Below are 13,785 nucleotides of genomic sequence, written 5' to 3'. Positions count from 1 at the left end.
CGTTAGCGCCGCCAGCGTCGCAACAGGCGGCTTCGCATCCCGGTGTCAAAGCGCCAGATATGATCAAAAATGCGCATGATGCCGGGTTTGCCGTGTGCCGACATCGCCACCGCGTGGAATCGGTGCTGGTGACGGCGCTGCAACTCTCCCACTTTGCTCACCACGTCATCCGGCAAGCGTTGGGCGATAAAATCTGAAATGACCACCGCATCGGCATCAAACCATTCCCGTCCCTGCATCCGTTCAATAATGACGCGAAAACAGCTAGCGATATCCGTGCCGCCGCGAAAACGTTGGCTTAAAAAGCGGATGGCCTGCTCGATACCTTCCGGGCCGGAGAGTTCATAACGCACAACGTCAGTGGAAAACAGCATAATAAAACAGCGGCGGTTATCCGCCAGCGCAACGCGCATCAACGCCAGGCAGAACGCTTTTGCGCACTGCTCGTTAAATCCTCCCATCGAGCCTGAAGTATCGACGCAGACAATAAACGGCCCGCGCGGCTGCTCGTCGACATCCTGGTGTACTACCGGCCGTTCGGTCACTTTCTCACGCCATGCTTCGCCATGCAGGCGATAGGTGAGGAGCTGTTTTTCCACCAACCGGCGGTAGAATTCATATTCCAGCTCGGTGATGCCGAGCGTCGCCAGCTCTGGCGGCAACAGGCGCAGGATATCATCGCCTTGCTGAATACCGTCAACCTGCTCCGGCACCGTAGCGGGCTCGCGTACCAGTGTACGAAAGCTTTCCATCGGCGCGTCTTTTTTCGGTACCGATTTGGCTTCCCGCGAACGTCCCAGTTGTTCCGCCAGTTGCTTTAGTTCCGGCTGGGCGGCGAGAAATTCGCCGTATTTTACGATCAGTTGATAATCACCGCGTTTAAGCTGGCCCGCGCTCATATCCCACAGGCGGCCTGCGGCATTATCATTTTCCGCCAGCGTCGGTTCCAGTTGCCCGCTCAGCGTCATCCGTTCCTGAACGTCACTCAGCAACTGCTCGCGCTCTTCTTCCAGTAGTTGCTGGTTTAACGTGGTGGTCTGCACGATCAGACTTAACCGCCAGCGTTGCAAAAAAAGCGTGTGTAGCGCAGGGGTAAAGGTACTGTTGCTCTCCGTCAACTGCTTCGCTTGTGCGGCATATGGTGAATGTAGACGATGAAGCAACGCCAGTATTTGCGGCAGTCGCACGATGAACTGTGGTGTAGAGAGAAGCTGGCTTTGCTGATAACACATAACCTCTTCCGTGAGTTCCGGCGGAACGCGTGCGTCTTTTAGCCGACTGCGTAGCGCCTCCCGCCAGCGCGGGAGATCGGCGGTCACGGCGTTTTTTAAACGCGGAAACTTTTCAAAGAAAATGACCAGTTGCGGAGAGGCCAGTAACGCGAGGATCATCTCTTCGACCATTCCCTCTTCGCTGACGGCCAGCATGACGTTTAGCGTATCCAGCGTCAGCATTGTTGCGCCTGGCGGATCTGTTCTCCTACATCTTGCAGGCTGGCTTCAATGCGCCCTAACCAGTCTCTGTGAATAAACAAGCAATGTTGCTGCTCGCTGAAGCGGGTATGCTGCTGGCGCCAGTCGTTTTCTAACGCTTCCAGGTGCTGTTTGATCTCCGCAGGCATACTGTCTTCAGCCGCTCCTGGCAACGCCAGACGGGTACCTTGTAGACTGATGTCGCGCACCACCAGATGTTGGGTGTTATCGACTTCCATATTCAGCGTTTGGGCAAAGCCGATTCCGTTCAGTTTGCCGCGGATCTCGCCGCCTTTGGTCAGCCACATTTCCAACGCGCTGCGGTCAAATGTAATATGGATCACTTCCATATCATGCAGTTTTAACGGTTTTTGTAGCAGTAACGTCAGAGTTGAAGCGCTGGCCTCCGGCGGTAAAGTGTAATATGGGCGACGACTGAACATACCACCTTGTTTAATGACGGTGAATGCGGTTTTATCGCTTTGTTGTTGTTGCAACTGGAGGCGGCGCTGGACGATACCGCCGAGGCGAGTCAACATGGCCTGCTGCTGCCAGGCGTGTCCGGTCATCAATATTTCCAGTTGCTGTTGCATGAGATTCAGACTCTGCGCGTCATACCACAAGCAATCTTTTAGCAGGATAAGGTCAATCGGCGCAACCGCGTCGCGTCCGCTAAAGAAGGCGCTGGCCTGTAACAGGCGGATGGCTTTCTTCCAGCGACGGTCGGAGACATAAGGCGCATTTGGCAATTTATCCAACTGTTGGCGCAGAGTAAATATCAGCTCAAAGACCGGATCAGGGAGTGAAATCGCGCCGATATCTTTTTGCCACTGTTGATATTCTTCATCGCTAACCTGTAACGAGGCGGGAACCGGGTTATCGCTCTCATCCTGCTGACTAACCAGCATAGAGCGGAAATTGGCTTTATCCTGAACTTTATCCAGCCACAGGCGAATCAACATTCGGTCGTACAACGCTTCCAGGCTGCTGTCCGCTTCGGGCAGTTCGTTAGAGGCCGCCACCAGCAGCCGCATCGGGATTTTTTCCTCAAACGCGCCGTTGCGGAAATGGCGTTCGTTAATGGCGGTCAGCAATGTGTTAAGGATAGCGGGCCCTGCTTTCCAGATTTCATCAAGAAAAACGATTTCGGCTTCGGGAAGATAGCCGGTCGTTAAGCGTTCATAGCGACCTTCATCTTTCAGCGCCTGAATAGAGAGCGGGCCAAAAACCTCTTCCGGCGTGGAAAAGCGAGTCATCAGATATTCAAAAGCGCGGGCGCGCTGGAAAGCAAACTTCAGACGGCGGGCAATCAGACTCTTGGCGATACCGGGCGGGCCCAACAAAAAGACGCTCTCACCGCTTAGCGCTGCCAGTAGACAAAGGCGTATGGCGTGACTACGTTCATACAGCCCCTTCTCAAGGGCGCTGCTCAGACGGGAAATTCTTTCCGCTAATAAATGTGGGTGAGCCATAATAAAGAGGCGTCCTTTCGTCAAATGGATCATGCTAATTGCGAGTATAGACGTTTCACCACCGGGGCTGTAATCGTCTGATGCGCTGTTTATTTTTCTTTGAGCCAGGTTAATCTGGCTTCATTTAGGGGTACGATTTTATGATTAATCGTGCATACTGTGCGCTTTTTTGTGGGCCAAGGGACTAAGCACACATTTCATATCTATACACTCATTCATTCAAACTACATCAAGGCGGCAAAGGAGTGAATCCCCTGGCACTGACATTAAACGTGTGACTGGGATAAGCGAATGCAGCCGACAAGGAGGTAGCGTGGAGGGTGACGTGTATAAACGAAAGATGAGTCTATGAGCACTGATAATAAGCAATCGTTGCCTGCGATTACCCTCGCAGCTATTGGGGTTGTCTACGGTGATATTGGTACCAGCCCGCTTTATACGCTTCGTGAATGTTTGTCCGGTCAGTTTGGTTTTGGCGTTGAACGAGATGCCGTGTTTGGTTTTCTGTCGCTGATCTTCTGGCTACTCATCTTTGTGGTTTCCATCAAATATCTCACCTTCGTGATGCGCGCCGATAACGCGGGTGAAGGCGGGATTTTGACGCTGATGTCGCTTGCCGGACGTAATACCTCGGCGCGCACCACATCCATGTTAGTTATCATGGGACTGATAGGCGGCAGCTTTTTCTATGGCGAAGTGGTGATTACGCCGGCGATTTCGGTGATGTCGGCTATTGAAGGCCTGGAGATTGTCGCGCCGCAGCTGGATACCTGGATTGTCCCGCTCTCCATTATTGTGCTGACTCTGTTGTTTATGATTCAGAAGCACGGTACGGGAATGGTAGGGAAACTCTTCGCGCCGATCATGCTGACCTGGTTTTTAATCCTGGCGGTACTTGGCCTGCGCAGTATTATTGCCAATCCCGAAGTGTTACATGCGCTGAATCCTGTCTGGGCGGTACGTTTTTTCCTTGAATATAAAACCGTATCGTTTATTGCATTGGGCGCGGTGGTGCTGTCGATTACCGGCGTAGAGGCGTTGTACGCCGATATGGGACACTTCGGTAAGTTCCCGATTCGCCTGGCGTGGTTTACCGTGGTATTGCCGTCGTTAGTGCTGAACTACTTTGGTCAGGGCGCATTGCTATTAAAGCATCCGGAAGCGATTAAAAACCCCTTTTTTCTGCTGGCGCCGGACTGGGCGTTAATTCCTCTGCTGATTCTGGCCGCGCTGGCGACGGTTATCGCCTCCCAGGCGGTAATTTCCGGCGTCTTTTCGCTGACGCGTCAGGCCGTGCGTCTTGGCTATTTGTCGCCGATGCGTATTATTCATACCTCCGAGATGGAGTCCGGTCAGATCTATATCCCTTTCGTTAACTGGTTGCTTTATTTTGCGGTCGTGGTTGTTATTGTTAGCTTTGAGCACTCCAGCAACCTGGCGGCGGCCTATGGTATCGCCGTGACTGGTACGATGGTGCTGACGTCTATTCTTTCTACGACCGTGGCGCGTAAGAACTGGCACTGGAACAAATACTTTGTCGCGCTGATCCTCGTGGCGTTCCTGTGCGTGGATATCCCGCTGTTCTCGGCTAACCTCGACAAATTGTTGTCCGGTGGTTGGCTACCGCTGAGCCTGGGCCTGATCATGTTCACAATCATGACCACCTGGAAGAGCGAGCGTTTCCGTCTGTTGCGTCGTATGCATGAACACGGTAATTCGCTGGAAGCGATGATTGCTTCACTGGAGAAGTCACCGCCGGTTCGGGTGCCGGGTACTGCCGTATACATGTCGCGCGCGCTCAATGTGATCCCTTTTGCTTTACTGCATAACCTGAAGCACAACAAAGTGTTGCATGAGCGCGTAATCTTACTGACGTTGCGTACGGAAGATGCGCCTTATGTGCATAACGTTCGCCGGGTGCAGATTGAGCAGTTGTCTCCGACATTCTGGCGCGTGGTGGCGAGCTACGGCTGGCGCGAAACGCCAAACGTAGAAGAGGTGTTCCACCGCTGCGGTCTGGAAGGACTTAGCTGCCGGATGATGGAAACGTCATTCTTTATGTCGCACGAGTCGTTGATTGTCGGCAAACGCCCGTGGTATTTGCGTTTGCGCGGTAAACTGTATTTATTGTTGCAACGCAACGCCCTGCGTGCGCCGGATCAGTTCGAGATCCCGCCTAACCGCGTGATTGAGTTAGGAACGCAGGTCGAGATTTAATCCCTTATCAACATGCCGGGGGCCGCGTTGGCTTACCCGGCCTGGCCAATCCGTAGGCTCTCGCAAGATAATCGCCATTGGGTGATTATCTTCACGTCATACCCGGTAGCGAAACGTTTCGACGGCGATCACAATTCTGTTACGTCATGATGGTTTAATGAACACTTCTGGGTTTACACTGCGGCCAGCGAAACGTTTCGCTAGTGGAGCAGAAAAATGAAGAAAGGCACCGTACTCAACTCTGAAATCTCGTCGGTCATTTCCCGTCTGGGGCATACTGATACTCTGGTGGTCTGTGATGCGGGTTTACCCATCCCGAATAGCGCCGCGCGTATCGATATGGCACTCACCCAGGGCGTACCTTCTTTTATGCAGGTGGTGAATGTCGTGACACAGGAAATGCAGGTTGAGGCGGCGATTCTTGCAACGGAAATCAAACAACAGAATCCGCAGCTCCACGAAACGTTGCTCACTCACCTTGAGCAACTGCAACAACACCAGGGAAACACCATAAAAATTAGTTATACGACACACGAACAATTCAAAAAATTGACTGCAGACAGTCAGGCGGTGATTCGCAGCGGGGAATGTTCCCCGTATGCGAACGTTATTCTTTGCGCTGGCGTCACTTTCTGAGGCCGCTATGGACGCATTACTGCAACTCAAGGGGATCGATAAAGCGTTCCCCGGCGTGAAGGCTCTCTCTGGCGCCGCGTTAAATGTTTATCCTGGCCGCGTTATGGCGCTGGTGGGGGAAAATGGCGCCGGAAAATCCACCATGATGAAAGTATTAACCGGCATCTATACGCGAGATGCGGGATCGTTGTTATGGCTGGGTAAAGAGACCACCTTTAATGGGCCTAAATCGTCTCAGGAAGCCGGGATCGGCATTATTCATCAGGAACTGAATCTGATCCCGCAGTTGACCATTGCGGAAAACATCTTCCTGGGCCGTGAGTTTGTAAATCGCTTTGGCAAAATCGACTGGAAAAAGATGTATGCCGAAGCCGACCAACTCTTAGCCAAACTCAATCTGCGCTTTAAGAGCGATAAGCTGGTGGGCGAACTCTCTATCGGCGATCAGCAAATGGTGGAAATCGCCAAAGTGCTGAGCTTCGAATCCAAAGTCATCATTATGGATGAACCGACCGATGCGCTGACCGACACTGAAACCGAATCTCTGTTCCGCGTGATCCGCGAATTAAAATCGCAGGGGCGCGGTATTGTCTATATATCTCACCGTATGAAAGAGATTTTCGAAATTTGCGATGACGTGACGGTCTTCCGTGATGGGCAGTTTATCGCCGAGCGTGAAGTGGCCACGTTGACCGAAGATTCTCTTATCGAAATGATGGTGGGACGTAAGCTGGAAGATCAGTACCCGCATCTGGATAACGCGCCGGGTGAGATTCGCCTGAAGGTTGATAATCTTTGCGGGCCGGGCGTGAATGATGTCTCCTTTGTGCTGCGAAAAGGCGAGATTCTTGGTATTTCCGGCCTGATGGGAGCCGGGCGCACCGAGTTGATGAAAGTATTGTACGGCGCGATGCCGCGTACCAGCGGTTACGTGACGCTCGATGGACACGAAGTGGTGACGCATTCTCCGCAGGACGGGCTGGCCAATGGCATCGTTTATATCTCTGAAGACCGTAAGCGCGATGGGCTGGTACTGGGCATGTCAGTTAAAGAGAATATGTCGCTGACTGCGCTGGGTTATTTCAGCCGCGCTGGCGGAAGCCTGAAGCACAAAGACGAGCAGCAGGCGGTGGGGGATTTTATCCGTCTGTTCAACGTCAAAACGCCGTCAATGGAACAGGCGATAGGCCTGCTTTCCGGCGGTAATCAGCAAAAGGTGGCGATTGCCCGCGGGTTGATGACGCGCCCGAAAGTACTCATTCTCGACGAGCCGACCCGCGGCGTGGACGTCGGCGCGAAGAAAGAGATTTACCAGCTTATCAACCAGTTTAAGGCCGACGGCCTGAGCATCATTCTGGTCTCATCTGAGATGCCAGAAGTATTAGGCATGAGCGATCGTATCATTGTCATGCATGAAGGGCATCTCAGCGGTGAATTTACTCGCGAGCAGGCCACCCAGGAAGTGTTAATGGCTGCCGCAGTGGGCAAGCTTAATCGCGTGAATCAGGAGTAAAAAAGATGACAACTCAGGCTGTTTCTGGTCGCCGTTATTTCACTAAAGCATGGTTGATGGAGCAGAAATCGCTCATTGCCCTGTTGGTGCTGATTGCGATTGTTTCGACGTTGAGCCCCAACTTTTTTACCGTTAATAATCTGTTCAACATTCTTCAACAGACCTCCGTTAACGCCATTATGGCGGTGGGGATGACGTTGGTGATTCTGACATCAGGGATCGATCTGTCCGTCGGTTCCCTGCTGGCGCTCACCGGCGCAGTTGCCGCTTCAATCGTCGGCGTTGAAGTGAATGCGCTGGTGGCGGTTGCCGCCGCGCTGGCGCTGGGCGCTGCGATTGGTGCCGTCACTGGCGTTATCGTCGCGAAAGGCCGCGTACAGGCATTTATCGCTACGCTGGTGATGATGCTGCTACTGCGCGGCGTGACAATGGTTTACACCAATGGTAGTCCGGTCAACACCGGCTTTACCGATAACGCCGATCTGTTTGGCTGGTTCGGTATCGGCCGTCCGCTGGGCGTTCCTACGCCGGTCTGGATCATGGCTATCGTCTTTATCGCCGCCTGGTATATGCTGCATCACACCCGTCTGGGACGCTATATCTACGCGCTGGGCGGTAACGAAGCGGCGACGCGGCTGTCTGGCATTAGCGTGAGCAAAGTGAAAATTATCGTCTATTCACTTTGCGGCCTGACAGCGTCGCTGGCGGGCATCATTGAAGTGGCGCGCCTCTCTTCCGCGCAGCCGACGGCGGGTACCGGCTATGAGCTGGATGCTATTGCCGCCGTGGTGCTGGGCGGCACCAGCCTTGCAGGCGGTAAAGGACGCATTGTTGGGACATTGATCGGCGCATTGATTCTCGGTTTCCTTAATAATGGTTTGAATTTGTTAGGTGTTTCCTCCTATTACCAGATGATCGTCAAAGCGGTGGTGATTTTGCTGGCGGTGCTGGTAGACAACAAAAAGCAGTAACAACGACTACAGGACATCTTAAATATGAACATGAAAAAACTGGCTACCCTGGTATCTGCTGTTGCGCTGAGCGCCACCGTGAGCGCGAATGCAATGGCGAAAGACACCATTGCGCTGGTGATCTCTACCCTCAATAATCCCTTCTTCGTTTCGTTAAAAGACGGGGCGCAAAAAGAGGCAGATAAACTGGGTTATAACCTGGTGGTGCTGGACTCCCAGAACAATCCTGCCAAAGAGCTGGCGAACGTGCAGGATTTAACCGTCCGCGGGACCAAAATCCTGCTGATCAACCCGACTGACTCCGATGCGGTGGGTAACGCGGTGAAGATGGCGAATCAGGCGAAGATTCCGGTTATCACGCTTGACCGCCAGGCAACCAAAGGCGATGTCGTCAGCCATATCGCGTCTGATAACGTGCTGGGCGGCAAGATCGCTGGCGACTATATCGCTAAAAAAGCTGGTGAAGGCGCAAAAGTGATTGAGTTGCAAGGCATTGCCGGAACATCCGCAGCGCGTGAGCGTGGCGAAGGTTTCCAGCAAGCGGTAGCCGCACACAAATTTAATGTCCTGGCCAGCCAGCCAGCCGATTTCGACCGTACTAAAGGTCTGAACGTCATGCAGAACCTGCTGACCGCGCATCCGGATGTTCAGGCTGTCTTCGCCCAGAACGACGAAATGGCGCTGGGCGCATTGCGCGCACTGCAAACTGCCGGTAAAGCAGATGTGATGGTGGTTGGATTTGACGGTACGCCGGATGGCGAAAAGGCTGTAAAAGATGGCAAACTGGCAGCGACTATCGCTCAGTTACCGGATCAAATCGGCGCCAAAGGCGTTGAAGTGGCGGATAAGGTGCTGAAAGGCGAAAAAGTTCAGGCCAAATATCCGGTTGACCTGAAACTGGTCATCAAGCAGTAATAAACGACACGGGTCAACTATGGCCTGATGGCGACATAAATACGCGAGCCTCCGCTGAGGTGAACGTAAAAAAGAAAAGCAGGGCACGCGCCACCCTAACCGGTGGCGCACTTTGACTTGGAACCCCGAATATGAAAACCGCAGGTAATCTCATCGTCCTTGGCAGTATTAATGCCGATCATATCCTTAATCTTGAGTCCTTCCCTACCCCGGGTGAAACGGTAACCGGTAGCCATTATCAGGTCGCGTTTGGCGGGAAAGGCGCGAATCAGGCGGTTGCTGCGGGACGTAGCGGGGCAAATATTGCGTTTATCGCCTGCACGGGCGATGACGATATTGGCGACAGTATTCGTAAACAATTAGTCCGCGATCGTATTGATATTGAGCCAGTTAGCGTCATTAAAGGCGAGTCTACCGGGGTGGCGCTGATTTTCGTTAATGGCGAAGGCGAGAACGTCATCGGTATTCATGCCGGGGCGAATGCCGCGTTATCGCCGGCGTTGGTTGATGCGCAACGTGAACGTATCGCGCAGGCGGATGCGTTACTGATGCAACTGGAATCGCCGCTGGAAAGCGTACTGGCGGCGGCGAAAATCGCCCATCAACATCATACTACTGTTGCGCTTAACCCGGCGCCTGCCCGTGAGTTACCGGATGAACTGCTGGCGCTGGTGGATATCATCACGCCAAATGAAACGGAAGCTGAAAAGCTGACGGGCGTGCGTGTGGATAATGACGACGATGCCGCGAAAGCTGCGCAGGTTTTGCATGATAAAGGCATTCGAACCGTATTAATTACCTTAGGAAGTCGTGGCGTCTGGGCCAGCGTAAACGGCGAGGGCCGCCGCGTTCCTGGATTTAGCGTTGAGGCTGTCGATACCATTGCCGCCGGAGATACGTTTAACGGCGCCTTTATCACCGCAATACTGGAGGAGACGCCGCTGCCGGAAGCGATTCGCTTTGCTCATGCCGCCGCGGCGATTGCCGTCACGCGTAAAGGCGCGCAACCTTCCGTTCCGTGGCGCGAAGAGATAGAAGCGTTTTTACATCAGCAGGGGTAACGCTTGGCTACTATGAAAGATGTTGCCCGCCTGGCGGGAGTCTCTACATCGACAGTCTCTCACGTTATTAACAAAGATCGCTTTGTGAGTGAGACGATTACCGAAAAAGTTGAAGCGGCGATTAAATCGCTTAACTATGCGCCTTCCGCGCTGGCGCGAAGCCTCAAATTAAACCAGACCCGCACGATTGGAATGCTGATTACCGCCAGTACCAACCCTTTTTATTCCGAACTGGTGCGCGGCGTTGAGCGAAGCTGTTTTGAGCGCGGCTATAGTCTGGTGCTGTGCAATACCGAAGGCGACGAGCAACGGATGAACCGCAACCTGGAGACGCTGATGCAAAAACGGGTAGACGGTTTACTGCTGCTTTGTACCGAAACGCATCAGCCTTCTCGTGAAATAATGGAACGTTATCCGTCTATTCCTACCGTCATGATGGACTGGTCGCCGTTTGATGGTGAGGGCGATAGCGATCTTATTCAGGATAATTCGTTGTTAGGCGGCGATCTTGCGACGCAACACCTTATCGATAAAGGATTTACCCGAATTGCCTGTATTACCGGCCCGCTGGACAAAACGCCTGCGCGTTTGCGGCTGGAAGGGTATCGGGCGGCGATGAAACGAGCAGGGCTGGCTATTCCGCAAGGCTATGAGATCACTGGCGATTTTGAATTTGGCGGCGGCTTTGACGCCATGCAAGCGTTACTTGCCCATCAACAGCGACCACAAGCGGTTTTTACTGGAAACGATGCGATGGCTGTCGGCGCCTATCAGGCGCTATATCAGGCGGGGCTTCGTATCCCGCAGGATATGGCAGTAATTGGATATGATGATATTGAGCTGGCGCGCTATATGACGCCGCCGCTGACGACTATCCATCAGCCGAAAGATGAATTGGGCGAGCTGGCTATTGATGTGTTGATTCATCGGATGGCGCAGCCCGCCTTGCAACAACAGCGACTTCAGCTTACTCCGGTTTTGACGGTGCGTGGGTCGGTTTAGATTTATGCCGTTCTTTAATCAGATTGTTGCCGTCTTTGGCTCTTAGCAGCATGAACATCAGCGCGGACACGATAGTGATCGCTCCCATTGTGATAAAGGTATAGTGGAACTGTTCTACGGTACTGGTGCCCGCAAAACCTTCATAGATACGTAACACCGCCGCGCTGATCGCCACGCCTAAGCTGATAGACAATTGCTGCGTGACGGCCAGCACGCTGTTGCCGCTGCTGGCATTATCGTCCGTCAGATCCGCAAGAGTAATCGTATTCATTGCCGTAAATTGAGTGGACATCGCCATTCCAAGAATGAATAGCGGCAGTACTAGCATCCAGATCGACATGGCGGGAGATTGAAATGAAAACTGGGCAATCATCAGGCCGATAAATACCGTAATGCCGACCAGCGTCTTCCTGTATCCCAAACGTCGTAAAACCTGCGTTACGGTCGATTTCGCGATAATAGAACCCAAGGCTGTTGGCGCCATCATGCAGCCGGCAATCAGTGCCGGGTAGCCAAAACCAACCTGTAGCATTAACGGCATCAAAAAAGGTACGCAGCCTGTGCCCAGACGCGTAGCGAGGTTGCCGGCAATACCGACGGAAAATGTGCGTGTCTTAAACAGCGATAGTGATATTAACGGTGTCGGATGACGGCGGGCGTGGCGGATATAGGCCAATAGCAGAACGATACTGCAAAAAATAATGGCGGATGCGATCCATGTCGCCACAATTTTCTCGCCAAACAGTTCCATTCCGCTGGAAAACAATACCAGACTTAACCCAAAGAGAAAGAAGCCGGTCATGTCAAACTTGCGACGCGGCGTGGTGAAGTTGGGCATATATTTGCGAGCATACAGAATGCCTATAACGCCAATGGGAATATTAATCAGGAAGATCCAGTGCCAGCTTGCCCAGGTCACCAGCACGCCGCCTAATACCGGCCCCAGAATCGGACCTACCAGCCCCGGCATAGTGACAAAGTTAAGAACGGGCAGCAGCTCACTACGCGGATAGGCTCGCAATAACGCCAGTCGCGCCACTGGCATCATCATCGCTCCGCCGACGCCTTGTACGACGCGAAAAATAACCAATTCAGATAGTGAACTGGAGAGCGCGCAGGCCAGCGAGCCTAACGTAAACAGACTTACGGCAACCATAAAGACGCGACGCGTACCGAAGCGGTCAGCCAGCCAGCCGCTTACCGGAATTAACATAGCTACTGTCAGGGTATAACTGATAATAGCGGACTGCATGGCGAGTGGTGAACGGTTAAGGCTATGCGCAATAGCCGGTAAAGCGGTATTCAAAATGGTGGCGTCTAGCGCCTGCATAAAGAAGGCCATCGCCGCGATCCACGGCAGGCCAGCCATACTGCGCGCTTTTTTGCTGGTCATTCAATATCCTGTTAATTATCTGGTCTCTCATTGGGCGCTATTAACAACGCCTGACAGGCCTGGAAAGCGCGTTCGCCGTCGCCATCAGCGATGGCATCAACAATGGCCTGGTGCAAATCCAGCTTTACCACCTCGTTATAGGTGATTGAGGTAAAGTAAGTGCGGTAAACCGAATGAAATAGCGTAGCAAAAGAGATCAAAAAGGGATTGGCGCTCATTTCGTAGATATGCCCGTGCCACGTCATATCTACTTCAATCCAGCGTTCACGCTTAAAATACTTTTTCAGCGCAACCATCTCTTCCATTAAGGTATTCAGCCGCGCTTTCTGCTCAGGTGTGCCGATAATCGCCGCCAGTCGGCAGGCTTGCGGTTCCAGACTGATTCGCATTACCAGGAAATGGTCCACTACCTGATGGAAGTTTTCTTCCGTCATCCACCAGGTTAGCAACTCTTGATCCAGAAAGTTCCAGTTTCCCTGCGGCATCACCCGCGTTCCAATGCGCGGACGGGGTAGCACCATACCTTTAGCCGTCAACGTTTTCACCGCTTCGCGAACTGCCGTTCGACTTACGCCGTATTGCTCGCCCAGTTCTATTTCGCCGGGAAGAATCGTACCAGGGGCGTAGTCACCCTTTAATATCCGCTGCGCCAGCTTTTCAGCCAGAACATAGGATAGATTTTTCTGTGCGGCTAATTGTTGTGCGCTTAAAGGCATGAATGTTCTTCCTTTCTCTTTCGTTTGGTTATTAGTATGCCACCAGGAAGTGTGATTGCGGTTGCAATAACGGCAATTTGCTTATTTTATGGCACGTTAAGCTTGCTGTTGGTGAAAAAAGAAACACTCAGAAAATTATTTTAAATTTCCTCTTGTCAGGCAGAAATAACTCCCTATAATGCGCCACCACTGACACGGAACAACGGCACACAGGCCGCCGGGTCAGCGGGGTTCAGACCAGAACCTCACGGAGAAAAGCGAAAATAAACGCTTGACTCTGAAGCGGGAAGGCGTAATATGCACACCCCGCGCCGCTGAGAAAAGCGCAGCGGCACTGCTCTTTAACAATTTATCAGACAATCTGTGTGGGCACTCGAAGATACGGATTCTTAACGTCCCCGGACGAAAAATGAATAC

General features: G+C 52.7%; 11 protein-coding genes. 7 read left to right on the top strand and 4 right to left on the bottom strand.

All coding sequences use genetic code 11. The features are described from left to right. Positions 1-2: 2 nt before the first annotated feature. Together viaA and ravA are read right to left on the bottom strand one after the other, a co-directional pair. The gene (gene viaA, locus F4V72_RS22670; protein WP_023247180.1) at positions 3-1,454 is read right to left on the bottom strand and encodes an ATPase RavA stimulator ViaA; all 1,452 of its coding nucleotides are present in this window, start codon (positions 1,452-1,454) and stop codon (positions 3-5) included. Then, on the bottom strand, positions 1,448-2,944 hold the full coding sequence (gene ravA, locus F4V72_RS22665; protein ID WP_023247179.1) for an ATPase RavA: 1,497 nt from the start codon (positions 2,942-2,944) through the stop codon (positions 1,448-1,450). The genes viaA and ravA overlap by 7 nt, the downstream gene beginning before the upstream one ends. A gap of 348 nt (positions 2,945-3,292) precedes the next feature. Between ravA and kup the strand changes: the two genes are divergently transcribed. From kup to rbsR, 7 genes are all read left to right on the top strand, one after another. Continuing rightward, the gene (gene kup / locus F4V72_RS22660) at positions 3,293-5,161 is read left to right on the top strand and encodes a low affinity potassium transporter Kup (protein ID WP_000102340.1); all 1,869 of its coding nucleotides are present in this window, start codon (positions 3,293-3,295) and stop codon (positions 5,159-5,161) included. 216 nt (positions 5,162-5,377) lie between these two features. Then, positions 5,378-5,797, top strand: coding sequence for a D-ribose pyranase (gene rbsD, locus F4V72_RS22655; protein WP_053511065.1), 420 nt, complete (start codon positions 5,378-5,380; stop codon positions 5,795-5,797). A gap of 7 nt (positions 5,798-5,804) precedes the next feature. After that, the gene (rbsA, locus tag F4V72_RS22650; RefSeq protein ID WP_001664794.1) at positions 5,805-7,310 is read left to right on the top strand and encodes a ribose ABC transporter ATP-binding protein RbsA; all 1,506 of its coding nucleotides are present in this window, start codon (positions 5,805-5,807) and stop codon (positions 7,308-7,310) included. A 5-nt stretch (positions 7,311-7,315) separates the two neighbouring features. Beyond that, on the top strand, positions 7,316-8,281 hold the full coding sequence (gene rbsC, locus F4V72_RS22645; RefSeq protein WP_023247177.1) for a ribose ABC transporter permease: 966 nt from the start codon (positions 7,316-7,318) through the stop codon (positions 8,279-8,281). 24 nt (positions 8,282-8,305) lie between these two features. After that, complete coding sequence (rbsB, locus tag F4V72_RS22640; protein ID WP_001056260.1) at positions 8,306-9,196, top strand: ribose ABC transporter substrate-binding protein RbsB; 891 nt, start codon at positions 8,306-8,308, stop codon at positions 9,194-9,196. Between the two features lie 131 nt (positions 9,197-9,327). Next, positions 9,328-10,257 carry a ribokinase gene (rbsK, locus tag F4V72_RS22635; RefSeq protein ID WP_063389941.1) on the top strand — a complete coding sequence of 310 codons (930 nt, stop codon included), beginning with the start codon at positions 9,328-9,330 and terminating at the stop codon, positions 10,255-10,257. A 3-nt stretch (positions 10,258-10,260) separates the two neighbouring features. Then, complete coding sequence (rbsR, locus tag F4V72_RS22630; protein ID WP_000224487.1) at positions 10,261-11,259, top strand: ribose operon transcriptional repressor RbsR; 999 nt, start codon at positions 10,261-10,263, stop codon at positions 11,257-11,259. Here the strand turns inward: rbsR and mdtD are convergent. Together mdtD and F4V72_RS22620 are read right to left on the bottom strand one after the other, a co-directional pair. Next, on the bottom strand, positions 11,225-12,652 hold the full coding sequence (mdtD, locus tag F4V72_RS22625) for a multidrug transporter subunit MdtD (RefSeq protein ID WP_136058586.1): 1,428 nt from the start codon (positions 12,650-12,652) through the stop codon (positions 11,225-11,227). The two genes, rbsR and mdtD, sit on opposite strands and share 35 nt — an antisense overlap. A gap of 11 nt (positions 12,653-12,663) precedes the next feature. After that, entirely contained in the window at positions 12,664-13,368 is a 705-nt protein-coding gene (locus F4V72_RS22620) for a FadR/GntR family transcriptional regulator (RefSeq protein WP_114049238.1), read from the bottom strand. Positions 13,369-13,785: the final 417 nt, after the last annotated feature.

The organism is Salmonella enterica subsp. diarizonae (assembly GCF_008692785.1).
In the GTDB taxonomy this organism is placed as follows: domain Bacteria; phylum Pseudomonadota; class Gammaproteobacteria; order Enterobacterales; family Enterobacteriaceae; genus Salmonella; species Salmonella diarizonae.
The sequence above is the reverse complement of the archived record's forward strand: the minus strand, read 5'-3'. Positions and strand labels throughout refer to the sequence as shown.

Bases quoted from the DNA above. Each gene is read 5' to 3' on its own strand.
- ravA (WP_023247179.1), bottom strand. From the start codon at position 2,944: ATGGCTCACCCACATTTATTAGCGGAAAGAATTTCCCGTCTGAGCAGC.
- rbsB (WP_001056260.1), top strand. From the start codon at position 8,306: ATGAACATGAAAAAACTGGCTACCCTGGTATCTGCTGTTGCGCTGAGC.
- mdtD (WP_136058586.1), bottom strand. From the start codon at position 12,652: ATGACCAGCAAAAAAGCGCGCAGTATGGCTGGCCTGCCGTGGATCGCG.
- viaA (WP_023247180.1), bottom strand. From the start codon at position 1,454: ATGCTGACGCTGGATACGCTAAACGTCATGCTGGCCGTCAGCGAAGAG.
- rbsK (WP_063389941.1), top strand. From the start codon at position 9,328: ATGAAAACCGCAGGTAATCTCATCGTCCTTGGCAGTATTAATGCCGAT.
- rbsD (WP_053511065.1), top strand. From the start codon at position 5,378: ATGAAGAAAGGCACCGTACTCAACTCTGAAATCTCGTCGGTCATTTCC.
- rbsA (WP_001664794.1), top strand. From the start codon at position 5,805: ATGGACGCATTACTGCAACTCAAGGGGATCGATAAAGCGTTCCCCGGC.
- F4V72_RS22620 (WP_114049238.1), bottom strand. From the start codon at position 13,368: ATGCCTTTAAGCGCACAACAATTAGCCGCACAGAAAAATCTATCCTAT.
- rbsC (WP_023247177.1), top strand. From the start codon at position 7,316: ATGACAACTCAGGCTGTTTCTGGTCGCCGTTATTTCACTAAAGCATGG.
- kup (WP_000102340.1), top strand. From the start codon at position 3,293: ATGAGCACTGATAATAAGCAATCGTTGCCTGCGATTACCCTCGCAGCT.